21 protein-coding genes, 1 other RNA gene and 1 pseudogene are annotated in these 22,270 nt (G+C 70.3%); 11 read left to right on the forward strand and 12 right to left on the reverse strand.

The window, feature by feature from the left end:
• Nucleotides 1-56: 56 nt before the first annotated feature.
• Together ACPYOG_RS12410 and glnA are read right to left on the reverse strand one after the other, a co-directional pair.
• Nucleotides 57-3,125: a bifunctional [glutamine synthetase] adenylyltransferase/[glutamine synthetase]-adenylyl-L-tyrosine phosphorylase gene (locus ACPYOG_RS12410; protein ID WP_481294508.1), complete on the reverse strand. Its 3,069-nt coding sequence runs from the start codon at nucleotides 3,123-3,125 to the stop codon at nucleotides 57-59.
• A gap of 9 nt (nucleotides 3,126-3,134) precedes the next feature.
• Nucleotides 3,135-4,472 carry a type I glutamate--ammonia ligase gene (gene glnA, locus ACPYOG_RS12415; RefSeq protein WP_090038524.1) on the reverse strand — a complete coding sequence of 446 codons (1,338 nt, stop codon included), beginning with the start codon at nucleotides 4,470-4,472 and terminating at the stop codon, nucleotides 3,135-3,137.
• A gap of 151 nt (nucleotides 4,473-4,623) precedes the next feature.
• Between glnA and panB the strand changes: the two genes are divergently transcribed.
• On the forward strand, nucleotides 4,624-5,475 hold the full coding sequence (gene panB, locus ACPYOG_RS12420) for a 3-methyl-2-oxobutanoate hydroxymethyltransferase (RefSeq protein WP_090038526.1): 852 nt from the start codon (nucleotides 4,624-4,626) through the stop codon (nucleotides 5,473-5,475).
• Between the two features lie 23 nt (nucleotides 5,476-5,498).
• On the opposite strand, the gene ACPYOG_RS12425 is transcribed toward panB, so the two are convergent.
• On the reverse strand, nucleotides 5,499-5,708 hold the full coding sequence (locus tag ACPYOG_RS12425; RefSeq protein WP_285116406.1) for an SPOR domain-containing protein: 210 nt from the start codon (nucleotides 5,706-5,708) through the stop codon (nucleotides 5,499-5,501).
• Nucleotides 5,709-5,720: 12 nt separating this feature from the next.
• Here ACPYOG_RS12425 and map point away from each other — a divergent pair, with 12 nt between their 5' ends.
• Entirely contained in the window at nucleotides 5,721-6,587 is an 867-nt protein-coding gene (map, locus tag ACPYOG_RS12430) for a type I methionyl aminopeptidase (RefSeq protein ID WP_481294509.1), read from the forward strand.
• 49 nt (nucleotides 6,588-6,636) lie between these two features.
• A complete protein-coding gene (gene ppgK / locus ACPYOG_RS12435) occupies nucleotides 6,637-7,470 on the forward strand; it encodes a polyphosphate--glucose phosphotransferase (RefSeq protein WP_481294510.1) in 834 nt (277 codons plus the stop codon).
• Between the two features lie 137 nt (nucleotides 7,471-7,607).
• Here the strand turns inward: ppgK and rnpB are convergent.
• The 4 genes from rnpB to ACPYOG_RS12455 form a co-directional block, all read right to left on the reverse strand.
• Nucleotides 7,608-7,976: RNase P RNA component class A (gene rnpB / locus ACPYOG_RS12440), an RNA gene on the reverse strand.
• A gap of 49 nt (nucleotides 7,977-8,025) precedes the next feature.
• Nucleotides 8,026-8,760, reverse strand: coding sequence for a zinc ribbon domain-containing protein (locus ACPYOG_RS12445; protein WP_481294511.1), 735 nt, complete (start codon nucleotides 8,758-8,760; stop codon nucleotides 8,026-8,028).
• A 28-nt stretch (nucleotides 8,761-8,788) separates the two neighbouring features.
• Entirely contained in the window at nucleotides 8,789-9,607 is an 819-nt protein-coding gene (locus ACPYOG_RS12450) for a Nif3-like dinuclear metal center hexameric protein (protein ID WP_481294512.1), read from the reverse strand.
• A gap of 43 nt (nucleotides 9,608-9,650) precedes the next feature.
• The gene (locus ACPYOG_RS12455) at nucleotides 9,651-11,756 is read right to left on the reverse strand and encodes a purine-cytosine permease family protein (protein ID WP_481294513.1); all 2,106 of its coding nucleotides are present in this window, start codon (nucleotides 11,754-11,756) and stop codon (nucleotides 9,651-9,653) included.
• A gap of 80 nt (nucleotides 11,757-11,836) precedes the next feature.
• On the opposite strand from ACPYOG_RS12455, the gene ACPYOG_RS12460 reads away from it, so the two are divergent.
• Both ACPYOG_RS12460 and ACPYOG_RS12465 read left to right on the forward strand, forming a co-directional pair.
• Entirely contained in the window at nucleotides 11,837-12,643 is an 807-nt protein-coding gene (locus ACPYOG_RS12460; RefSeq protein WP_481294514.1) for a thymidylate synthase, read from the forward strand.
• A complete protein-coding gene (locus tag ACPYOG_RS12465; RefSeq protein WP_481294515.1) occupies nucleotides 12,640-13,122 on the forward strand; it encodes a dihydrofolate reductase in 483 nt (160 codons plus the stop codon). Before ACPYOG_RS12460 ends, ACPYOG_RS12465 begins: the two co-directional genes overlap by 4 nt.
• Nucleotides 13,123-13,162: 40 nt before the next feature.
• On the opposite strand, the gene ACPYOG_RS12470 is transcribed toward ACPYOG_RS12465, so the two are convergent.
• Complete coding sequence (locus ACPYOG_RS12470) at nucleotides 13,163-13,810, reverse strand: DUF1345 domain-containing protein (RefSeq protein ID WP_481294516.1); 648 nt, start codon at nucleotides 13,808-13,810, stop codon at nucleotides 13,163-13,165.
• Between the two features lie 62 nt (nucleotides 13,811-13,872).
• On the opposite strand from ACPYOG_RS12470, the gene ACPYOG_RS12475 reads away from it, so the two are divergent.
• Both ACPYOG_RS12475 and ACPYOG_RS12480 read left to right on the forward strand, forming a co-directional pair.
• A complete protein-coding gene (locus ACPYOG_RS12475) occupies nucleotides 13,873-15,171 on the forward strand; it encodes an aspartate aminotransferase type Ic (protein ID WP_481294517.1) in 1,299 nt (432 codons plus the stop codon).
• A gap of 4 nt (nucleotides 15,172-15,175) precedes the next feature.
• On the forward strand, nucleotides 15,176-15,709 hold the full coding sequence (locus ACPYOG_RS12480) for a GNAT family N-acetyltransferase (RefSeq protein ID WP_481294518.1): 534 nt from the start codon (nucleotides 15,176-15,178) through the stop codon (nucleotides 15,707-15,709).
• A gap of 19 nt (nucleotides 15,710-15,728) precedes the next feature.
• Here ACPYOG_RS12480 and dhaM read toward each other — a convergent pair whose 3' ends face one another.
• From dhaM to trpD, 4 genes are read right to left on the reverse strand one after another with little or no spacing between them, the layout of a single operon-like run.
• Complete coding sequence (gene dhaM, locus ACPYOG_RS12485) at nucleotides 15,729-16,424, reverse strand: dihydroxyacetone kinase phosphoryl donor subunit DhaM (RefSeq protein WP_481294519.1); 696 nt, start codon at nucleotides 16,422-16,424, stop codon at nucleotides 15,729-15,731.
• Nucleotides 16,421-17,098: a dihydroxyacetone kinase subunit DhaL gene (dhaL, locus tag ACPYOG_RS12490; protein WP_481294520.1), complete on the reverse strand. Its 678-nt coding sequence runs from the start codon at nucleotides 17,096-17,098 to the stop codon at nucleotides 16,421-16,423. The genes dhaM and dhaL overlap by 4 nt, the downstream gene beginning before the upstream one ends.
• Nucleotides 17,099-17,158: 60 nt before the next feature.
• Entirely contained in the window at nucleotides 17,159-18,157 is a 999-nt protein-coding gene (gene dhaK, locus ACPYOG_RS12495; protein ID WP_481294521.1) for a dihydroxyacetone kinase subunit DhaK, read from the reverse strand.
• 40 nt (nucleotides 18,158-18,197) lie between these two features.
• The gene (gene trpD / locus ACPYOG_RS12500; protein ID WP_481294522.1) at nucleotides 18,198-19,247 is read right to left on the reverse strand and encodes an anthranilate phosphoribosyltransferase; all 1,050 of its coding nucleotides are present in this window, start codon (nucleotides 19,245-19,247) and stop codon (nucleotides 18,198-18,200) included.
• Between the two features lie 133 nt (nucleotides 19,248-19,380).
• On the opposite strand from trpD, the gene ctaE reads away from it, so the two are divergent.
• From ctaE to ACPYOG_RS12520, 4 genes and pseudogenes are all read left to right on the forward strand, one after another.
• A complete protein-coding gene (ctaE, locus tag ACPYOG_RS12505) occupies nucleotides 19,381-20,040 on the forward strand; it encodes an aa3-type cytochrome oxidase subunit III (protein ID WP_481294523.1) in 660 nt (219 codons plus the stop codon).
• 23 nt (nucleotides 20,041-20,063) lie between these two features.
• On the forward strand, nucleotides 20,064-20,900 hold the full coding sequence (gene qcrC / locus ACPYOG_RS12510) for a cytochrome bc1 complex diheme cytochrome c subunit (protein WP_481294524.1): 837 nt from the start codon (nucleotides 20,064-20,066) through the stop codon (nucleotides 20,898-20,900).
• A gap of 53 nt (nucleotides 20,901-20,953) precedes the next feature.
• Complete coding sequence (qcrA, locus tag ACPYOG_RS12515; RefSeq protein ID WP_481294525.1) at nucleotides 20,954-22,024, forward strand: cytochrome bc1 complex Rieske iron-sulfur subunit; 1,071 nt, start codon at nucleotides 20,954-20,956, stop codon at nucleotides 22,022-22,024.
• A pseudogene (locus ACPYOG_RS12520) lies at nucleotides 22,021-22,270 on the forward strand (cytochrome bc1 complex cytochrome b subunit); the annotation flags it as partial. The gene qcrA and the pseudogene ACPYOG_RS12520, both read left to right, overlap by 4 nt.

The following is a 22,270-nucleotide window of genomic DNA, read 5'->3' on the forward strand; positions in this document are numbered from 1 at the left end:
TCCGTCGTCGGCAGCGTCAGATGTGTATAAGAGACAGGGGTGCGGGGACGCCGGGGTCAGCCGGTGGGAGCGGGGCGCTGCGGGAGGCCGTAGAAGGAACGCTCGAAGACCTGGCGGGCACGGCGCGTCACGGCGAGGTAGTCCTCCTCGAGCCGGCTGGCGGAACCCGGCGGGTACTCCATGAGGCGCGCCACCCCGTCCAGGGCGCCGCGGTCGGAGGGAAGCACATCGGCCGTCTTGTCGGCCCAGAGGGTCATGGCGGAGCGGGTCCGGGAGGCGAACAGCCACGCATCGCGCAGCCGGGCGGCGTCTTCGGCCGAGACGAAGCCGTGCTCGGCGGCGGCGGCCAGCGCATCCAGAGTGGAGGTGGTCCTGAGCTCGGGGATCCGGGCGGCGTGCTCGAGCTGGATGAGCTGGACGAACCACTCGACGTCGCTCAGCGAGCCGCGCCCCAGTTTGAGGTGGCGTGACGGGTCGGCACCCTGCGGGAGCCGCTCGTTCTCGACGCGCGCTTTGATGCGCTTCACCTCGCGCACGGCCTGCTCGCCGATGCTGCTCGGGTAGCGCACCTCGTCGGCGAGCTGTTCGAAGTCGGCGAGGAGGCCGGCGTCCCCGGCGAAGCCCCGGGCGCGCAGCAGAGCCTGCGCCTCCCAGGTGAGCGACCACCGCGCGTAGTAGGCCCGGTAGGACTCCAGGGATCGGACCGGCGGCCCGTTCTTCCCCTCCGGGCGCAGGCCGATGTCGAGGTCGAGCGGGAGGCGGTTGTCCTCGGTGAGCCGGTTCAGCTCGGAGACGATCGCGAGCGCACTGCGGTTCGCCGCCTGCTGCCCGGCCGCGTCCTGCTCCCCGGCGTCGGCTCCAGCAGGCTCCCGTCCGGCGGCCCGCGGACGGAAGACGTACATGACGTCGGCGTCCGACCCGAAGCCGAGCTCCCGGCCCCCGAAGCGCCCCATCCCGATGACGGCGAACTCCAGGGCGCCGGCGTCGCCCCGGGCCATGCGGATCGCTTGCAGGACTCCGGCGATGAGGTTCTCGGTGACGTCGGTGAGTCCGTGCGCCAACTCTTCGATAGTGGCGAAGCCGAGGATGCCGGAGAGCGCGAGCCGCAGGATCTCGCGCCGGCGCACGGCACGCAGGGCCGCCGCAGCGGTATCGGCGGACTCGTGCCGGGCGAGGATCGCCGCGGTCTCCTCCTGCAACAGGGAGGCGGCCCGCGGCCGCAGCTCGTCCTCCGACTCCAGCCAGGCGACGGATTCGGGGATGCGGCCGAGCAGCTCTCCGGCGAAGCGCGAGCCGGACAGCACCCGCGTCAGCCTCTCGGCGGCGCCGGTGGAGTCGCGCAGCATCCTCAGGTACCAGTGCGTGCTCCCGAGCTCCTCGCTGAGGCGGCGGAAGGTCAGGAGTCCATAGTCCGGGTCGGGACCGTCGGCGAACCACTGGAGCATCACCGGGAGCAGGTGGCGCTGGATGGCCGCGCGGCGCGAGACGCCCGAGGTGACGGCTGCGATGTGGGCGAGCGCGCCACGCGGGTCCCGGAATCCGATCGCCGCGAGTCGCGCCTCCGCCTGGGCGCTGGTGAGGCCCGCTCCCCCGGCGAGCCGCGCGTCCTCGGAGGACGTGCTGGCGACCGCGCTCAGCAGCGGACGGTAGAACAACCGCTCGTGCAGGCCGCGCACGCGGTGCTTGATCTCGTTCCACTGCGTCATCAGCTCGCCCGCGTTCGGCGCGAGGCCGGTCGCGCGGGCGAGGATGCGGACGTCGGCCTCATCGCGCGGCATGAGGTGCGTGCGGCTCAGCCGGCGCAGCTGAAGCCGGTGCTCCATGAGCCGCAGCGCGCGGTAGTCGCGCGAGAACGTCGCGGACTCCTCACGCCCGATGTAGCCCTGGGCGGCCAGCGCGGCCAAGGCACCGAGGGTGTCCCGCTGGCGCACCTGGTCGTCGGTCTGCCCGTGGACGAGCTGCAGCAGCTGGACGGTGAACTCGACGTCGCGCAAGCCTCCGGGGCCGAGCTTCAGCTGGTAGTGGACCTCGTCGTCCGGGATGTTCTCGGTGACGCGCTCGCGCATCCTCTGGACGGACTCGACGAAGTTCTCGCGGGAGGCGCTGCTCCAGACCTTCGGGGCGAGCGCAGCGACGTAGCGCTCCCCCAGGGCGAGGTCGCCGGCGAGGGGCCGCGCCTTCAGGAGCGCCTGGAACTCCCACCCCCGGGCCCAGCGGTCGTAGTAGGCGAGGTGCGAGTCGAGGGTGCGGACGAGCGCGCCGTCCTTGCCCTCGGGCCGCAGGTTCGGGTCGACCTCCCAGAGCCCCGGCTCGATGGCGGGCTCGTGGATGCCGCGCATCGTCAGCATCGCCAGGCGCGTCGCGATGTCCACGGCCCGGCCGGGCTCGAGTCCGGCCTCCTCGGCTCCCTCCGTCACGAAGATCACGTCGACGTCGCTGAGGTAGTTGAGCTCGCGGGCCCCGGCCTTGCCCATCCCGATGATCGCCAGCGGTGTGGCACGGACCTGCGCCTCGGGGAAGCGGCCGGGGCCGGTACCGATCGTCATCCGCCGGGCGACGGCGAGGGAGGCCTCCAGCGCGGCCGCCGCGAGGTCGGAGAGGGTCACCGCGACCGCGTCGAATCCGTCGACGGGGTCCGGCTGCTCCAGGTCGAAGCTCGCCAGCTGCACCAGCCGGCGGCGGTAGCGGATGCGCAGAGCGGCCCAGGCCGCCTCGTCGTCGTCGCGGGCGACCCCGTCGACGGCGGACACCGAATCCATCAGGTCGGCGCGCAGCACGTCGAGAGTGGGAAGGCCGCTCACGGGGGCGGCGAGCGCATCCAGCTGGGCGGGCTGGCGGAGGAAGAACTCGGCCACGCCCTCGGAGGCGCCGATCACCCGGAACAGGCGCCGGGCGTTCTCCTCGGACCCGAAGGCGGCGGTCGCCTGCGCGGGCGCCTGTCGCAGCAGGCGGAGCGCCCACGACAGCGCTGCGTCGGGATCCGCCGCGACGGAGAGGGCGGCGATGAGCGCCTCGGCGTCCAGCCCCGTCCGGTCGGCGAGCTCATCCAGCTCGTCGCGAACAGAGCTCAGCCCCACGAACCCGGCGCGCGCCAGGGACGTGAGGGAGAGCTGCTGTCGCGTCACGACGAACGGTCAGAGGATCTCGAGGTTGGTCAGCAACTCGTAGGGGGTGACCTGCGCCCGGTACTCCGCCCACTCCTTGCGCTTGTTGAGCAGGACGTAGTTGAAGACCTGCTCGCCCAGCGTCTCGGCGACGAGCTCCGACTCCTCCATCAGGGAGATGGCGTGGTCGAGGCTCGCGGGGAGCTGGTTGTACCCCAGGGCGCGGCGCTCGGCGTCGGACATGCCCCAGACGTTGTCCTCGGCCTCCGGCGGGAGCTCGTACTGGTTCTCGATCCCCTTGAGCCCGGCGGCGAGGAGCAGCGAGAACGCCAGGTACGGGTTCGCCGCCGAGTCGATCGCACGGTACTCGACGCGCGAGCTCTGGCCCTTGCTCGGCTTGTACAGCGGGACGCGGACCAGCGCGGAGCGGTTGTTGTGACCCCAGCAGACGAAGCTCGGGGCTTCGTCCCCGCCCCAGAGGCGCTTGTACGAGTTCACGAACTGGTTCGTGACCGCGGTGATCTCGGGTGCGTGGCGCAGGAGACCGGCGATGAAGTGCCGGCCGATCTTCGAGAGCTGGTACTGGGCGCCCGGCTCGAAGAACGCGTTCGTGTCGCCCTCGAACAGGGACATGTGGGTGTGCATCCCCGAACCCGGGTGACCCGACAGGGGCTTCGGCATGAACGTCGCGTACACGCCCTGCTCGATCGCGACCTCCTTGATGACCGTGCGGAACGTCATGATGTTGTCCGCCGTCGTCAGTGCGTCGGCGTAGCGGAGGTCGATCTCGTTCTGTCCGGGGCCCGCCTCGTGGTGGCTGAACTCGACCGAGATGCCGAGGTCCTCGAGCATGCGGACGGAGCGACGGCGGAAGTCGTGCGCCGTGCCGCCCGGGACGTTGTCGAAGTAACCGGCGGAATCCACAGGCTCCGGGCCTTCCGTGCCGAACTGGGACGACTTCAGCAGGTAGAACTCGATCTCGGGATGCGTGTAGAAGGTGAAGCCGCGGTCGGCCGCCTTCTCGAGCGTGCGCTTGAGCACGTTGCGCGGGTCGGAGACCGAGGGCTGGCCGTCCGGCGTCGTGATGTCGCAGAACATCCGGGCGGTCGGATCGATCTCGCCGCGCCACGGGAGGATCTGGAACGTGGTCGCATCGGGCAGCGCGAGCAGGTCGGACTCGTAGGCGCGCGTCAGGCCCTCGATCGCGGAGCCGTCGAAGCCCAGACCCTCGCTGAAGGCTCCCTCGACCTCGGCGGGCGCGATGGCGACGGACTTCAGCGTGCCGACGACATCGGTGAACCAGAGCCTCACGAACTTGACGCCACGCTCCTCGATCGTACGAAGAACGAAGTCGCGCTGCTTGTCCATCCTGCCCCTTTCCTCGGCCGATCCCAGACTAGTGGGTGAGAGCCCCGGCCGAATCGTGGCGGGCTGGGGCAGGCGGACTTTCGTCACGAATCGTCGCTTCACCCGAGCGGAACGCGACATTCGTGACGAATCACCGTCCTAGACTGGCCGCATGACTGAGCAGTCGCCGGTGCCCTCCGTCCATCCCGCCACCTCGTCCATGCAAGCGCTGAAGCGGGTGCGCACGCGCCACTTCCAGGCGGCGAAGGAGGAACGGTCGCCGTTCACCGGGCTGACGAGCTACGACATGCTCACCGCGCAGATCTTCGACGAAGCGGGCATCGACTTCCTGCTCGTCGGGGACTCCGCCGCGAACAACGTGCTCGGGTACGACACCACCCTTCCCGTGACGGTCGACGACCTCATCCCGCTCACCCGCGCGGTGGCTCGTGCCGTGAAGCGCGCGTTCGTGGTCGCCGACATGCCGTTCGGCTCCTACGAGACCGGGCCGCTGGAGGCCCTGCACACCGCAGTGCGGTTCATGAAGGAGACCGGCGCCCACGCGGTCAAGCTCGAGGGCGGGCGTCGCAGCGCCGAGCAGATCCGGCGCATCGTGGATGCGGGCATCCCGGTGATGGCGCACGTCGGCTTCACGCCCCAGAGCGAGCACGGGCTCGGCGGTCACCTGGTGCAGGGCCGCGGGGATGCGGCGGACCAGCTGCTCGCCGACGCGCACGCGGTCGAAGACGCCGGGGCCTTCGCCGTCGTGCTCGAGATGGTGCCGGCGGAGGTGGCCAAGCGCGTCACGGCCGAGCTGCGCATCCCGACCATCGGCGTTGGCGCCGGGCCGGATGTGGATGGACAGCTGCTGGTGTGGACGGACTGGGCCGGCTTCACGACCGGTCGCGTCCCGCGCTTCGTGAAGCAGTACGCCGACCTGAAGACGGTGCTCGCCGACGCTGCCCGCGCGTACAAGGCGGACGTCCAGGCCGGTTCGTTCCCGACCTCGGAGCACAGCTTCTGACGCCGGCGTCGGCCGCCGGCGCGTCAGCGGTTGTCGGCGGCGTCCTCCTCCGCCCACTTGGCAGAGTTCTCGCGCAGCTTCTCGAGCGCGTGCTCCGCCTCCTCGCGGGTGTCGAACGGGCCGACACGGTTCGGCGCGGGCGACAGGAAGCCCTGCTCGACCTCGCCGGTCTTCATGTTGTACCAATACTTGTGCTCAGCATCCTGCTTGATGCCGTACTCGTCGCTCGTCATAGAGTTGATGGTATGCCCAAGGATTCCGCCGGTCACCTGGTCCCCGGCCGAGTGAGCCCGATGCGTCCGGTCCCCAGCCGGATCGTCCGCCCCGAGTACGTGGGGCGGCCGGGACCCGCACCCCACACGCGCGGCGACGTCTACACCCCGGACGAGGTGGAGCTCATCCGCGAGGCCGGCCGGATCGCTGCGCAGGCCATCGAGCTGGTCGGCCAGGCGGTCCGCCCGGGCGTCACCACCGAGGAGCTGGATGCGATCGGGCACGAGTTCCTGCTGGCGGCCGGCGCCTATCCCTCGACGCTCGGCTACCGCGGCTACCCGAAGTCGATCTGCAGCTCGGTGAACGAGGTGATCTGCCACGGCATCCCCGACGACACGGTGCTGGAGGACGGCGACATCGTCAACATCGACATCACAGCGTACAAGAACGGTTTCCACGGCGACAGCAACCAGACCTTCATCGCCGGGACCGCCTCCGACGAGGTCAGCCAGCTGGTCGAGCGGACGCGGGAGGCGCTGAACCGCGGCATCAAGGCCGTCGCCCCCGGCCGGCAGGTGAATGTGATCGGACGGGCGATCGAGTCCTACGCCAAGCGGTTCGGCTACGGCGTGGTCCGTGATTTCACCGGTCACGGTGTGGGTGCCGCGTTCCACTCGGGCCTGATCATCCCGCACTACGACGCGTCGCCCGCCTTCGACGACGTGATGGTGCCCGGGATGGTGTTCACCATCGAGCCGATGCTCACCCTCGGTACGCACGAGTGGGAGATGTGGGCGGACGACTGGACCGTGGTCACGCGCGACCGCAGCCTCACCGCCCAGTTCGAGCACACTCTCGTGGTCACCGAACGCGGCGCCGAGGTCCTCACGCTTCCCTGAGCGCTGTGCGGCGATCCCGTCCTCCGTGGAGGCGCGGTAGATTCGACGCATGACGCAGAAGCACGCGATCGGCATCGACATCGGCGGAACGGGAATCAAGGGGGGCCTGGTCGATCTGACGACCGGCGAGCTCCTCAGCGACCGGGTGAAGCTGCCGACACCGGCCGGCGGCAAGCCGGACGACATCGTCGAGATCACGAAGCAGATCGTCGACCAGCTCGCGAAGGAGGAGCCGGATGCCCCCGTCGGCATCTGCTTCCCCGCCATCGTCAGCCACGGCGTCACGCTCTCGGCCGCGAACGTCTCGAAGGACTGGATCGACCTGCGCGCCGAGGACCTCTTCGAGAAGTCGCTCGGCCGCGACATCCACTTCGTCAACGATGCGGATGCGGCGGGCTACGCCGAGACGCGGTTCGGCGCGGCCAAGGGCAAGGACGGCCTGGTCATCATGACGACGCTGGGCACGGGCATCGGCTCCGCACTCATCTACGACGGCATCCTCATCCCGAACGCCGAGCTCGGCCACCTGGAGGTCGACGGGCACGACGCGGAGTCGCGGGCGGCCTACTCGGCGAAGGAGCGCGACGACCTCAGCTGGGAGAAGTGGGCGAAGCGCCTGCAGAAGTACTACACGACGGTCGAGTTCCTCTTCACCCCGGACCTCTTCATCGTGGGCGGCGGCGTCTCCAAGCACTACGAGGACTTCCTGCCGCTGCTCGACCTGAAGACGCCGATCGTCCCGGCCGTGCACCGCAACAACGCGGGCATCCTGGGCGCGGCGGCCCTGGCCGTGCGCGACGAGCGTCGTGAGCGCGGCGAGCGCGGGCGGACCGCGGAGGTCGGCACGCCCGACGACACGCCGGCGGTCGCGCCCGCGCGCTAGTCCGCGCGGCGCCGCACCGCGCTGCGTTTCGAAGGAGATCGGGTGCCGAATCTCCTTCGAATGGCAGTACTGAAGGAGATTCGAACGCGGTTCGTTCGAATCTCCTTCGACTTCCACGGTGGGAAGGTGTGGGAAAGGGAATGGGCCGGCTGATACGCCGGGTTCTGTCACGGTGCGCTGCACCGCGGACGGCCATCTATCTCGGGACGACGTTGCCGCCGCCCTCCAGCGGTCTACCCGGGGACGAGACGAGCAGCCTCATGGTCCCCTGTCCGACCTTGCTCCGGGCGAGGTTTACCCAGCCGGCCGGGTCACCCCGGCCGCTGGTGGTCTCTTACACCACCGTTTCACCCTTACCTCAGGCCGAGGCCTGCGGCGGTCTGCTTTCTGTTGCACTTTCTCGCGGGTTGCCCCGGGTGGGTGTTACCCACCGCCCTGCTCTGCGGAGCCCGGACGTTCCTCGGCGGCCCGCTCTCGCGGACCGACGCGACCGTCTTGCCGACCCATTCCGGCCTCAACGATAGCGCAGGCGGCTGCGACGCCCTCGCGCACGGATCAGAGGCCGGAGTCTTCTCCACGGACCAGGATGGCCCCGCTGTCCGGGCAGAGCACGACCTCGTCGGCCGCCGCGCGACGGATGTCCGCGAGATCCGACTCGGTCAGCGAGACGTTCGAGCCCATCGACACGCCGCGGATGAGGGCGGCCGCACCGATCCCGTAACGGGCGCGCTGGCGTTCGTACAGTTCGATCAGGTCGGACGGCAGAGCGCCCGCGATGGTGGAGCGGTCGGCGACGAGCGCCTTCCGCTGCGCCTCCAGCTTCGCCGCCTCCTCGTCGCGCTGCGCCTCCAGAACCTCGACGCGGGCGCTCAGCTCGGCCCGCTCGGCCTCCACTGCGGCGAGCGCCTGCTCCAGGCCCTCGACCCGCTCCATGACCGTGAGCTCGATCTCCTCGAGGTCGTTCTTGCGCTTGGTCAGCGAAGCGAGCTCCTGCTCGAGCGCCTGCACGTCTTTCATGGAGGCGCTCTGCTGCACCCGGTCGGAGTCGCGCTTGGCTCGCGCCTCGACGATCTCGACGTCCGACTCGATGCGCTTGAGCTCGGCGCGCGCGTCCTCCAGCTCACCGGTGGCGGAGATCCAGCGGGCGCGCAGCGCATCCACCTCGGGCTGGAGCTTCGCGAGCTCGACGGCCTGCGGCAGGTTCTTCGCGGCGTGCGCGAGCTGCGCCAGCCGCGTGTCAGCGGCCTGGAGGCGCAGGAGCTCGGTCTGGTCGGCGTGGCTGGCTTTCACGGTGCGGTGCTTCCTTACGTAATGGTGGTCATTGCAGGATGGCGAAATCCCAGGGGTCCGTCCGCAGCTCGCTGACGACGACCTCCACGCCGGGCAGGGCCGTACGCAGCTGCGCGGCAGCGGTGTCGAGCCAGAGCCATTCACTCGCCCAATGGGACACATCGAGGAGAGCGGGACCGCCGCCGACTGCAGCCTGCTCGCGCGCTTCGGAGGCGGGATGGTGCCGGAGGTCCGCGGTGATGTAGACGTCGGCTTCGCGCACGGCCTCGGTGGCGAGCAGGGAGTCCCCCGCTCCTCCGCACACGGCGACGCGGGTGACCGGCTGCTGGTAGTCGCCGGCCGCGCGGACACCGCCGGCGGTCGGCGGGAGGATCTCGGCGAGCGCACGCGCCAGTTGCCCGAGGGTCGTGGGCTGGGGCAGGTCGCCGACCCGTCCGATGCCCGTGACGCCGTCCGGCGAGGGCGCGATGGGACGCGTGTCGTGCAGTCCCAGGCGCGCGGCGAGCACGTCGCTCGTGCCGTCGGCCACCACATCGGCCGTGGTGTGCGCGGCGTACAGCGCGACGCCGCCGCGGATCAGCCGGGCGAGCAGCGCACCCTTGTAGCGGTCCTCCGCGATGCTCGTGACGCCGCGCAGGAGGAGCGGATGGTGCGCGATCAGCAGGTCGGCGGACAGTTCGACCGCCTCGTCGACCGTCGCCCCGACCGCGTCGACGGCGAGCAGGATGCGCTCGACCGCCGCGCCCGGATCGCCCGTGACGAGACCGGGTGCGTCCCAGCTCTCGGCACCGGCGAGCGGCCAGAGCTGCTCGACGGAGTCGCGGACGGAGGAGAGGGTGTTCGGCACGTCGTTCAGCCTACGGGATGCACTCCCGCCCCGACCCTGCAGGTCAGGCGACCGCGAGCTCCTGCTCGCGCACGGCGGAGACCGCGCTCACCAGCACACCGAAGAACCCGATCACCAGCGCGATCACCACGCCGATGTTGCTCGCGCCGATCCCCACGTGCGGATCGATCCCCACCAGCCGGAACAGGTAGCCCTCCCACGCCAGCCACGGCAGGGGCGAGCTGACCGTCCCCAGACCGATCACCGTTGCGCCGACCAGCAGGCCGAGGTTGGTCCAGCGCCAGTCCGGGTAGATGCCGCCGCGCGTCACGAGCGATGGCTGGTGGAACCGCCTGGTTCGCAGCATCATCTCCCCCGAGAACACTCCGACCCACGCCGCCACGGGCACCGAGAGCGCCGTCGGGACCCCGCGGATGACCGAGTCCAGGTCGGTCACCGTAGCGGCGAGGACACCTCCGGCGAGCGCGATCGCCCCGCCCGCGAGGAGGGTGCTCCACCGTCGTCCGAGCCGCACGCCCAGTGCATCCACCGTGAAGCCGGCCGAGTACACGGTCAGGACGAGAGCGGAGATCAGGGACAGCCCGACGGCCAGCAGCAGCGGAATCGGGTACCAGGCCGGGAGCCCCAGCCCCACCAGGCCCGCCACCGGATCGCGGGCCAGCTCGCCCGCGAGCTCAGGATGGGACGCCGCGAGCAGACCGCCGTAGGAGACGAGCACGAACGGCGGGACGCCCGCGCCGAAGGTCGCCCACAGCATCGCCGCTGCCCCGGACGATCGCGGCCGCTGATAGCGTGCGACCTCCGCGCTGCTCATCGCCCAGGCCAGCCCCACATAGCTGAAGACCAGCACCGCTCCGGTGGCCACGTGCGTCCAGAGCGCGTCCGGAACGGCCAGCGCCCGCCCCACGTCGACGAGCCGCCAGGTCGCCGTGACCATCAGCGCGATCAGGACGGCGGAGACGATCGTCAGGATCAGCTGGACGCGCGTCAGGAGCGCATACCCGAAGTAGGCGACAGCGACGGCGACCAGGATGGTGACGGCGAGCGCCCCAGAGGTCGCCGCGACGGGACTCCCCGGCCAGTTCTCGGCGGTCGTGAGCGAGCCGGCCGCTGAGCCGGCAAGCCACAACAGCACAGCACCCCAGAACAGCTTGACGACGAGGGCGATCACCGTCGGCACGAGGTTGCCCAGCATCCCGAAGGTGGCGCGCGACACGACGAGGGTCGGCTGCCCGCTCCACTTGCCGGCGAGCGTCGCCAGCCCCAGCGGCAGGAACGACAGGGCCACTCCCACGAGCGTCGCGACGAGGAGCTGACGCAGGCTGAGCCCGAGAACGAACAGCGTCGCACCCACGCCCACACTGATGAGGGAGGAGGTTCCGGCGAACCAGAGCCAGAACATCCGGGACGCGCGCCCCACCCGTTGCTCGAGCGGAGTCGGTTCGAGGTCGGCCGCCTCGGGGACGAACAGGCGCAGGGCGGCGCGGTGTCCCGTCGCCAGAGTCGGAGCGACCCCGGTGCGCGGCGTCGGCAGCGGGGCGGAGCCGGTGTTGCTGGATGCTGTGCTCAGTACCGGCGTCGGCGGGTTCGGATCCGGGTTCGTCTCCGGCTGCGTCTGCGTCTCCGGCCGCGTCTGGGGACCGGGAACAGCCAGGACGGGGATCGGCTGCGAATCACGCGGTGCGACATCCTCCGGGACGAACCCCAGAGGCTCGGCCCGATTCACCGGCTGAAAGGTCGGCGGTCGGACGGCATCGCCTGGGGTGTCCTCCCGCGCAGTGGGCTCTGGAGCGGGCGCACGCTCAGCGGCCGGCGCAGCCGCAGGAGCCGGCGCAGCTGCAGGAGCCGGCGCGTCCCCGGATTCCGCCTTCTGCACCGGGATGGCCGCAGTCGCGACCCACGGGCTGAAAGTCGGCTCCGGCCCGCTCGGTCCGGGCCGAGCCGGCAGCTCGTCGAAGCTGACCCGCTCCCGCGCAGAACCGGCAGAACCGGCAGAACCGGCAGAACCCGCAGAAGCCGCCGAGTGACGCCCCACCGCATCCCGCTGCACGATGATCGGGATGGCCGAGGTGATCCGCGCCACCTCCTCCTCGAGCGCGCTCGCCAGCTCGTCGTCGCTGTGCCGCTCGCCGCGCGCCTCGGGGTCCATGACGCCCAGACTACGACGCGCCGTGACCCGGCAGCAGAGGGATCCGCCTGGCGAGCCGATGTGCCAAGTAGCATCGGACTGTGAGCGGAATCGCAACCCCGTACGAGGACCTCCTGCGCGACGTCCTCGCGAACGGCACCCACAAATCCGACCGGACCGGCACCGGGACGCGCAGCGTCTTCGGCCGGCAGCTCCGCTTCGACCTGGCCGACGGCTTCCCGCTCATCACGACCAAGCGCGTCCATTTCAAGTCGATCGCCTACGAGCTGCTCTGGTTCCTGCGCGGCGAGAGCAACGTGGGCTGGCTGCGCGAGAACGGCGTCACCATCTGGGACGAGTGGGCCGACGAGGATGGCGAGCTCGGCCCGGTCTACGGCGTGCAGTGGCGCTCCTGGCCGGCACCCGACGGCCGGCACATCGACCAGATCCAGCAGGTCGTCGACACCCTCCGCAGCGACCCCGACTCGCGCCGGATCATCGTCTCCGCCTGGAACGTCGCCGAGATCCCCGACATGGCGCTCGCGCCCTGCCACGCGTTCTTCCAGTTCTACGTCGCCGACGGCCGGCTCTCCTGCCAGCTCTACCAGCGCAGCGCGGACATGTTCCTCGGCGTGCCGTTCAACATCGCCAGCTACGCCCTGCTGACCATGATGGTCGCCCAGCAGGGGGGGCTGGAGTCGGGCGAGTTCGTCTGGACCGGCGGGGACGTGCATATCTATGACAACCACGTGGAGCAGGTGAACGAGCAGCTGACGCGCGACCCCTATCCGGCGCCGCGGCTCCGCTTCACCCGGAAGCCCGACAGCATCTTCGACTACCGCTTCGAGGACTTCGCCGTCGAGGACTACCAGCACCACCCCGCCATCCGCGCCGCCGTCGCCGTATGACCGTCGCGCTGATCTGGGCGCAGGCCCACGACCGGGTCATCGGCGTGGACGGCGTCATGCCGTGGCACCTGACGGAGGACCTCCGTCACTTCCGCGCCCTCACCGGCACCGACCCCGTGATCATGGGCCGGCGCACCTGGGAATCGCTCCCCGAGCGGTACCGGCCGCTCCCCGGCCGCGACAACATCGTCGTCACCCGCCAGGAGGGATGGGCTTCCCCGGGCGCGCGCGTGACGCACTCCATCGACGCGGCGCTCGGTGCCGCGGGAGACGCCTCCACGGTGTGGGTCATGGGCGGCGCGGAGCTCTACCGCCAGACCCTGGGCGTGGCCGACCGCCTCGAGGTGACCGAGCTCGACCTGGACGTCGCGGGCGACACGCGCGCACCCGAGGTCGGGCCCGAGTGGACGGCGGATGCGGGCGAGTGGCTGACCGGATCGAACGGGATGCGCTACCGCTTCGTCACCTACACCCGCTGACGGGCCCGGTCGCTGTCCACCGCACTGCCCCGCCGCAGCCCTAGGAGGTCAGCCCGGCCACCAGGTTCACCGTGGCCGCGACGATGACGGTGCCGAACAAGTAGGACAGCAGCGTGTGCCGGAGGATCGTCCGGCGGATGTACGAGCTCGTGATGTTCGTGTCGGAGACCTGGAACGTCATTCCGAGCGTGAAGGAGAGGTAGGCGAAGTCGCTGTACCGCGGCGGCTCCTTCTGGTTGAAGTCGATGCCGCCGCCCTTCCGGTAGTACATGCGGGCGTAGCGGAGCGCGTAGAGAGTGTGCACGAGCGTCCAGGAGAGCGCGATGCTGACCACAGACAGCAGAGCGACGCCCAGCTGCGCGCCGCCGTGGAGGTGCCGGGCGTCCACCAGGATGTAGACGATCGCCGCGACGCTCGCGCTCGACGCCAGCAGCAGCACGATGTCGGAGACGCGGCGGCCCGGGTCCTCGAGCGTCGCATGGCTCTCGGTCCCTGCCGCATCCATCCGCCACACGGACGCCCACGCCCAGACGACGTAGACCAGGCACGCCGCGGCCCAGCCGGCGATGACCGAATAGTGCCAGTCGTCCACGAGGCCGTCCACCACGGTGACGACCACCCCCGCCCCCAGCGCGACGCCCATCCTGACGCGGGAACGTCCGCGTCCCTTCTGCAGTTCTTCGGTCACACTCGGGATGTTCGCACATGTCCGCTGGGCGCAGGCTCCAGCACGCCGGTACGATCGTTCACGTGACCTCAGCAACGCTCTCGCCCTCTCCGCTTGCCGACCTCGACACCGACTCCTTGCGTGAGGCGCACGCCGCCTTCGCCCGCGCCTACGACGAGCTGAAGGCCGCCGGTCTGAAGCTCGACCTGACGCGTGGCAAGCCGTCGGCCGAGCAGCTGGACCTGTCGAACGATCTGCTGCACCTGCCCGACGGCCGCTTCCGGGATGCCGCGGGCACAGACCTGCGCAACTACGGCGGTGCGAGTGGGCTTCCGGAGCTGCGAGCGATCTTCTCGGACGCGCTGCGCATCCCGGTGGAGCAGTTGCTCGCGCTCGGCAACTCGAGCCTGACGCTGATGCACGACACGATCGCGTTCGCGCTGCTGCACGGCGTCCCCGGCGCCGATCTTCCCTGGGCGGGCCGTCCGATCAGCTTCCTGGCGCCGGTTCCGGGCTACGACCGGCACTTCACCATCGCCGAACGCCTCGGCATCCGGCTGATCCCGGTGCCCAGCGACGACAACGGACCCGACATCGAGGCCGTCGCCTCGCTGCTGGCATCCGACGACAGCATCCGTGGGATGTTCTGCGTCCCCGTGTACTCCAACCCGAGCGGCGCCGAGTACACCGAGGAGGTCGTCCGGGCGCTCGTCTCGCTGCCCGCTGCACCGGACTTCCGCCTCATCTGGGACAACGCGTACGCCGTCCATCACCTCACCGACGAACGTCCGGAGCCGATCGACGTCCTGGCACTGGCCGCCGAGGCCGGCAACCCGGACCGCCCGCTGGTCTTCGCCTCCACCTCGAAGGTGACCTACCCGGGCGCCGGCGTGGCGTTCTTCGGCGCCTCCCCCACGAACATCCAGTGGATGCTGCACAACCTCTCTGCACAGAGCATCGGCCCGGACAAGCTGAACCAGCTCCGCCACGTCGAGCTGCTGCGGGATGCGGAGGGCCTCGCCGCCCACATGGAGAAGCACCGCGCCATCCTGGCTCCGAAGTTCGCCGCGGTCGACGCGGCGTTCCGCGAACGTCTGGCGCCGTGGGGCGGCGGGTCGTGGACGGCGCCGCGGGGCGGCTACTTCGTCAGCCTCGACATCGTCGACGGCGCGGCGAAGCGTGCGGTCCAGCTGGCGAAAGAGGCCGGGATCGCGGTCACTCCGGCCGGGGCGACGTTCCCGTACGGCGACGACCCGCGCGACGCGAACATCCGCATCGCGCCGACGTTCCCGCCCCTCAGCGAGCTGACGACCGCGCTCGACGGCCTCTGCACGGCGATCCTGCTCGCCGAGGCCGAGACCCTGCTCGCCGATCGGGACTGACCGGATGACGCGGTGGGTCGTCCGCGCCAGCGTCGAGGAGGACTGGCCGGCGTACCAGGCCCTGCGCTTCGAGATGCTCCAGGACGCGCCCATCGCGTTCCTGGAGACGATCGAGCAAGCCCGCGCGCATCCCGACGAGCACTGGCGCAGGCGCGCCTCCAATTCGGTGGCGACGAACCGTCTGTTCGCCGCTGTGGCCGAGGACGGACGCTGGCTCGGCAGCATGGGCGGATACCAGTCCGCGAACGCCCACGACCCCTACCTCGTCGGCGTCTACGTGACGCCTGCCTGGCGGGGCCGCGAGCACGGGATGACGGACGCGCTCCTCGACGCCGTGATCGCCTGGGCGCAGGGTCGCGGCGAGCGCCTGCTGCTGGACGTGCACGAGGACAACGCGCCGGCGATCCGCGCCTACCTGCGCCGTGGCTTCGCCTTCACCGGGCGCACGCAGCCCTACCCGCTCGACCGCACCGCCCTCGAGCGCGAGATGTTCCTCCCGCTCCCCGCGATCCCCGCCTCCGGGTCCGCAAGCTCCTGAGTCCGGGCGGACGGGTCGGTCAGACCTCGCCGAAGCCGGTGTCCACGAGATCGGCCAGCGCATCGACGGCGGGGCGCCCGCCGGGATCGACGGACGCGATCCGTGCGGTCGAACCGGCGGTCAGCCCCAGGGACATGATGCCGAGGAGGCTCTTCGCGTCCTTGCCGTTGACGGTCACCTTCGACGGGAACGTGTTGGCCAGCTTGACGAACTCGGCCGCGGGGCGGGCGTGCAGTCCCTCCGGATTGCGGACCAGGACCTCGCGCTCGTAGGGACCGCCGGCGTCGGAGGACGCCTCGGCCACCTCTGCCGGAGCCTTCGCGGCCCACGCATCCACCGCTCCCTCGGCGGCTGCGACGACCGCATCCAGAGACCCGCCCGACTCCGCAGCGACGGCAGCAGCGACACCGCCCTCGACGAACGGCACATCGACGACGCGGACGCGCGAGCGCTGCTCCTCATCCAGCATGTCGAGCACCGTCTCGGCGGTCAGCAGCGCCGAGCCGAGGTCGCTGACGACCACGACCCCCTCGCCGCCGTCCGCCTCGGACACACCGGACATCACCTTCGCGAAGCTGGTCCCGATCCCGTCGTCGTCCGTGCCGCCCGCGGCCACCAGCCGGACGGATCCCGCCATCTGACGCGCGAGCTCCACCATCCCGGCCGCGATCTGCGAACTGTGCGAGACGAAGACGATGCCGACGGTGCCGGTCATCCGGCCGCTCCAGCCGATTCGGACGCTCCGGCCGCTCCGGACGCCCCGGCCGCTTCCGCCGCCGCGCGCAGCAGCAGCGCTGTGGACTGCGCGCCCGGGTCGCGGTGCCCTGCCGACCGTTCGCCGAGGTAGCTCGCTCGGCCCTTGCGGGCGACGAGCGGCTCGGTCGCCTCGGCGCCCTTCTCTGCCGCCTCCGCTGCCGCCGTCAGGATGCCCGAGGCCGACGCCCCGGACTCCTGCGCGGCGGAGGCAGCATCGACCGCGGGCGTCCAGGCGTCGATCATGGTCTTGTCGCCCGGCTCCGCCTTGCCCCGGGACACGATGCCGTCACGCGCCGCAGCGAGCGCCGCCACGAGCTCCTTCTCGTCGATCGCGCGGGAATCGCCGACCGGGTCCGCCGCCTTCAGGAACGCCGTCCCGTACAGCGGGCCGGACGCGCCTCCGACCGTCGAGATCAGGGTCATGGCCACCGAGCGCAGCGCATCCTTCGGCGTCGCGTCGTCCGCCAGCTTGCCGAGCGCGTCCACGGACGCGCGCATCCCGCGGTCCATGTTCTCGCCGTGGTCGCCATCGCCGATCTCCCGGTCGAGCGTGTTCAGCTCCTGCTTGTGCTCGCCGATGGATGCGGCGGCCGCGGCGATCCACGTCCGGATCCAGTTCGTGTCCAGCGTCATCGACGCCTCCTCCTCGTTCTCGGTCTCGGTGTCACGTCCGTCAGCGCGTACCGCCGCGGCTCAGACGCCCCAGCGCAGGGCGGCGGTGTGGACCGGTGCATCCCAGAGCGCCGTGAACTCGTCGTCCAGCTTGAGCAGAGAGATGGATGCGCCCTGCATCTCCAGCGACGTGACATAGCTGCCCACGAGCGAGCGGCTCAGGGTGATGCCGCGCTCATCCAGGATCTCTGCCGCCCGGCGGAACAGGATGTAGAGCTCCGACAGCGGCGTGCCGCCCATCCCGTTCACGAACAGCAGGACCGGCGAACCGTCGAACGACAGGTCGCCGAGGATCGCATCCATCATCCGGTCCACCAGGCGGTCGGCCGGCTCGAGCTTGATCCGCTCGCGACCGGGCTCGCCGTGGATGCCCACACCGAACTCGATCTCGTCCTCCGGCAGCACGAAGCCGGGCTGTCCGGCGTGCGGGACGGTGCCGTCGGTCAGCGCGAGCCCGATCGAGCGGACGTTCGCGTTGACCCGCTCCCCGATGGCGGTCACCGTGTCGAGGTCGTCGCCCCGGTCGGCCGAGGCGCCGGCGATCTTCTCGACCAGCACGGTCCCGGCGACACCTCGGCGGCCGGCGGTGTAGAGGGAGTCCTGCACCGCGACGTCATCGTTGGTGATCACCGAGCGCACCGTGATGCCTTCGGCGCCGACCAGGTCTGCCGCCGTCTCGAAGTTGAGCACGTCGCCCGTGTAGTTCTTGACGATGTGGAGGACGCCGGCTCCGCCGTCCGCGGCCTTGGTGGCCTCGACGATCGGGATCGGCGTCGGCGAGGTGAACACCTCGCCCGGAACGGCCGCATCCAGCATCCCCTTGCCGACGAAGCCCGCGTGAAGCGGCTCGTGGCCGCTGCCACCACCGCTGACGAGGCCCACCTTCCCCCGCACGGGGCCGTCGGCTCGCGCCACGAACTTCGGATCCTGGGACACCCGGACGATGTCGGCGTGGGCCCGGCCGAAGCCGGCAAGGGACTCGGTGACGACGTCGGGAACGTCGTTGATGAGTTTCTTCATCGAAACCTCTCCTTCCATTCCGGTGGATGCCTCCACCGCGTCAGTGCGTCGCAGCCACCCAGTCGTCGAGCTTCGCGGCCGCAGCCCCGGAGTCGATCGCGTGGGCCGCGACCGCCATTTGCGAACGGAACCGGTCCAGGATGGACTCCTGGACCCTCGACGGGTCGGACGCGAGCTCGAAGGAAACGAGCCCGGCCGCCGCGTTGAGCAGGACGATGTCGCGGACGGGACCTTCTTGCCCCGCCAGCACGGCACGCACGACCGCCGCGTTGTACGCGGCGTCCTTCCCGAGCAGGTCCTCGATCCGGGCGCGCGGGATGCCCAGCTCGCGCGGGTCGATGTCGTGCTCGGTGACGAGGCCCCGGGAGACCTCCCAGACGTGGCTGTGACCGGTGGTCGACAGCTCGTCGAGCCCGTCGTCGCCGCGGAAGACCAGCGCTGTCGCGCCGCGGGTCTGGAACACGCCGACGATGAGCGGGATGCGGTCGAGCGCCGCCACGCCGACCGCCGACGCCTCGGGCCTCGCCGGGTTGCACAGCGGCCCGAGGTAGTTGAAGACGGTCGGCACGCCGAGTTGCGCCCGCACCGGCCCGGCATTGCCGAATCCCGGGTGGAAGGCGCTGGCGTAGGCGAAGGTGATCCCCACCTTTTCCAGCACCTGCGCCACGCGCTCGGCGGAGAGCGTGAGGTCGATGCCGAGCGCCGCCAGCACGTCCGACGAGCCGGACGACGAGCTCGCTGCCTTGTTCCCGTGCTTGATGACGGGGACTCCGGCCGCCGCAGCGACGATGGAGGCCGTGGTCGACACGTTCACGGTCCCGAACCGGTCGCCGCCGGTCCCGACGATGTCCAGCGCCATCGGATCGACGGGCAGCGGGACGGCGTGCTCGAGGATCGCGTCGCGGAAGCCGACGATCTCGTCCACGGTCTCGCCCTTGGCGCGCAGAGCGATGAGGAAGGCGGCCAGCTGCGCATCCGTCGACTCGCCGGTCATCACCTGGTCCATGGCCCACGCCGCGTCCGCCACGCTCAGGTGCTCTCCGGCCAGGAGAGCGGTCAGCACGGACGACCAGGACTGCGTGTGGGACATGAAGCGATCCTATCGGCGGGCGACACGCCACGGCGAGAGCCGCCGATCCGGCGGCCACTGAGCCGGTCTTAACCGGAAATCGGACGGATTCAAGCCCCTTGGGTGGGAAAACCATGGGTTCTTTTCAGCCATAATGGGTTACGTGACGAGCACCTCCCTCAATTCATCAGGACTGGCCCCCTCAGTCAGTGCGCCGGCGATCAACCGGCCCAATGTCGTGGCTGTCGGCACGATCGTGTGGCTCGGCTCGGAGGTGATGTTCTTCGCGGGCCTGTTCGCGATCTACTTCACCCTGAAGTCGACATCGCCGCAGCTGTGGGCCGCCGAGACGCAGCACCTCAACGTCCCGTACGCGCTGACGAACACGATCGTCCTGGTCCTCAGCTCGGTCACGTGCCAGTTCGGCGTCTTCGCTGCCGAGCGCATGCAGCCGCGGCGGGTGGGCAGCCGGCTGCAGTTCTGGCGCTGGGGCATGGTCGAGTGGTTCACGCTGACCTACCTCATGGGCGCGGTCTTCGTGTCGGGCCAGGTGCTCGAGTACGCGACGCTCGTCTCCGAGGGCATCGCCCTCAGCGGCAACGCATACGGCTCGGCCTTCTACCTGACGACCGGCTTCCACGCCCTGCACGTCACGGGCGGCCTCTTCGCCTTCCTCCTCGTCATCGGCCGCGTGTTCGCGGTCAAGATCTTCGGCCACAAGGAGGCGACCAGCGCGATCGTCGTCTCCTATTACTGGCACTTCGTCGACGTGGTGTGGATCGCCCTGTTCGCGGTCATCTACCTCATCCGATAGTGAACAGGAGCGTTCTTCACCCCATGCGTCCGAAAAACCGCAGCACGGCAGCGCCGGTCCGCTCGAGCAAGACAGCACGGAAGGCCGGTCGTCGTCACCCGCTGGCCACCGTCGCGCTCCTCGCCATCGGCCTCGGCCTGACCGGCGGCGCGTACGCCGCGTTCACGACCACCACGGCATCCGCCGACGAGCCGGCCGCCGCCACGAGCCAGAGCTCGGTCGACGAAGGCAAGAAGCTCTTCGAGTCGAACTGCGCCACCTGCCACGGCCTCCAGGCCCAGGGCACGTCCGTCGCGCCCAGCCTGATCGGCGTCGGCGCGGCCGCCGTCGACTTCCAGGTCGGCACCGGCCGCATGCCCATGCAGATGCAGGGCCCGCAGGCGCAGGAGAAGCCGGTCCAGTTCACCGACGACCAGGTCAAGGCGCTGGCGGCCTACGTCGCCTCTCTGGCGCCCGGTCCCTCCATCCCGGAGCAGAAGTACCTCGACGGCAAGGGTGACGCCGCCCGCGGAGCCGAGTTGTTCCGCATCAACTGCGCGATGTGCCACAACGTCGCCGGCGCCGGCGGCGCGCTGACCGAGGGCAAGTACGCCCCGCCGCTGACCGGTGTCAGCGCCCAGCACATCTACGAGGCCATGATCACCGGCCCGCAGAACATGCCGGTGTTCAACGATCTGAACATCTCGCCCCAGGGCAAGGCCGACATCATCACGTACCTGAAGTACATCCAGAACAACCCGTCCCCGGGCGGCTTCGAACTCGGTTCGCTCGGCCCGGTGGCCGAGGGCCTGTTCCTCTGGATCTTCGGTCTGGGCGCGATCGTCGCCCTCACCGTGTGGATCACGGCGAAATCCAATTAGCCCTTCGGGCAATCAGCCGGCACCAGGCACGACACAGCGTAAGAAGGAGAGCAATGGCACAGGACGAGAACGGCGGTCACGAGCTGACGCCCGCCAGTTCGTCTGCTGAGGAGCACCGGACCGGCGACCCCGGGACGGCGGTGATCATCCGCGACGCTGTCGAGAACCCCGGGTTCCCGCCGCACCGGCCGCGCGTCACCGACCTCGACCCGCGGAAGGAGCGGCGCGCCGAGCGCACGGTCTACACGCTCTTCTACCTGTCGATCGCGGGTTCCGTGTGGGCGGTCGCCGCCTACCTGGCGTTCCCGATCGTCGACAGCGACCCCGGGTCGGTCCGCCTGAACACCTTGTTCATCGGCCTCGGCGGCGCGCTCGCCCTCCTCGCCATCGGCATCGGCGCTGTCCACTGGGGCAAGGCGCTCATGCACGAGAAGGAAGGCGTCGACCTCCGCCACCCGGTTCGCGGGAGCGAGGCCACGACGCTGCGCGCCGCGGAGATCTTCCGTCAGGCCGACGAGGAGTCCGGCTTCAACCGCCGCACCCTGGTGCGCAACAGCCTCATCGGGGCGCTCATCGCGTTCCCCCTCCCGGCAGTCGTCCTGTTCCGCGGTCTCGCGCCCCAGAACGGCGACCCGGTGGAGGCGCTCTCCCAGACCATGTGGGCCAAGGGCGTCCGCCTGACCCGCGACCCCAGCGGCACGCCGATCAAGGCGTCGGATGTGACGCTCGGCAGCGCATTCCATGTCATCCCGGAGGGCCTCCTCGAGGCGGACGACATGCTCGAGCAGAAGGCCAAGGCCGCCGTGCTGCTCATGCGCCTCAAGCCCGAGGACCTGCACGTCTCCAAGGGCCGCGAGACCTGGAACTACGACGGCATCGTCGCCTATTCCAAGATCTGCACGCACGTCGGGTGCCCGGTGGCGCTCTACGAGCAGCAGACCCACCACCTGCTCTGCCCGTGCCACCAGTCGCAGTTCGACATCACGCACGAAGCGCAGGTCATCTTCGGACCGGCGAAGCGGCCACTGCCGCAGCTGCCGATCACCGTCGACGCCGATGGCTACCTGGTCGCCCGCAGCGACTTCCACGAGCCCGTCGGCCCGAGCTTCTGGGAGCGCCATTGAGTACCACCACCGCCGCACCCGCGGCAACGAAGACGGCCTCCTCGGGAGGGTTCACGGCAGCGGCCGCGAACTATCTCGAAGACCGCACCAGCATCTCCGGGGCAGTCAAGGAGTTCGGCCGGAAGATCTTCCCCGACCACTGGTCCTTCCTCCTCGGCGAGATCGCGCTGTACAGCTTCATCGTCATCCTGCTGTCCGGTACCTTCCTCACGTTCTTCTTCCAGGCCTCCATGGCGGAGGTCGTCT

This window comes from Leifsonia sp. HAY1-4F (genome assembly GCF_056755275.1).

Coding starts and splice junctions, on each gene's coding strand:
- glnA (WP_090038524.1), bottom strand. CDS start 4,472: ATGGACAAGCAGCGCGACTTCGTTCTTCGTACGATCGAGGAGCGTGGC.
- panB (WP_090038526.1), top strand. CDS start 4,624: ATGACTGAGCAGTCGCCGGTGCCCTCCGTCCATCCCGCCACCTCGTCC.
- ACPYOG_RS12425 (WP_285116406.1), bottom strand. CDS start 5,708: ATGACGAGCGACGAGTACGGCATCAAGCAGGATGCTGAGCACAAGTAT.
- map (WP_481294509.1), top strand. CDS start 5,721: ATGCCCAAGGATTCCGCCGGTCACCTGGTCCCCGGCCGAGTGAGCCCG.
- ppgK (WP_481294510.1), top strand. CDS start 6,637: ATGACGCAGAAGCACGCGATCGGCATCGACATCGGCGGAACGGGAATC.
- ACPYOG_RS12455 (WP_481294513.1), bottom strand. CDS start 11,756: ATGGACCCCGAGGCGCGCGGCGAGCGGCACAGCGACGACGAGCTGGCG.
- ACPYOG_RS12465 (WP_481294515.1), top strand. CDS start 12,640: ATGACCGTCGCGCTGATCTGGGCGCAGGCCCACGACCGGGTCATCGGC.
- ACPYOG_RS12480 (WP_481294518.1), top strand. CDS start 15,176: ATGACGCGGTGGGTCGTCCGCGCCAGCGTCGAGGAGGACTGGCCGGCG.
- dhaM (WP_481294519.1), bottom strand. CDS start 16,424: ATGACCGGCACCGTCGGCATCGTCTTCGTCTCGCACAGTTCGCAGATC.
- dhaL (WP_481294520.1), bottom strand. CDS start 17,098: ATGACGCTGGACACGAACTGGATCCGGACGTGGATCGCCGCGGCCGCC.
- dhaK (WP_481294521.1), bottom strand. CDS start 18,157: ATGAAGAAACTCATCAACGACGTTCCCGACGTCGTCACCGAGTCCCTT.
- trpD (WP_481294522.1), bottom strand. CDS start 19,247: ATGTCCCACACGCAGTCCTGGTCGTCCGTGCTGACCGCTCTCCTGGCC.
- ctaE (WP_481294523.1), top strand. CDS start 19,381: ATGGGTTACGTGACGAGCACCTCCCTCAATTCATCAGGACTGGCCCCC.
- qcrC (WP_481294524.1), top strand. CDS start 20,064: ATGCGTCCGAAAAACCGCAGCACGGCAGCGCCGGTCCGCTCGAGCAAG.
- qcrA (WP_481294525.1), top strand. CDS start 20,954: ATGGCACAGGACGAGAACGGCGGTCACGAGCTGACGCCCGCCAGTTCG.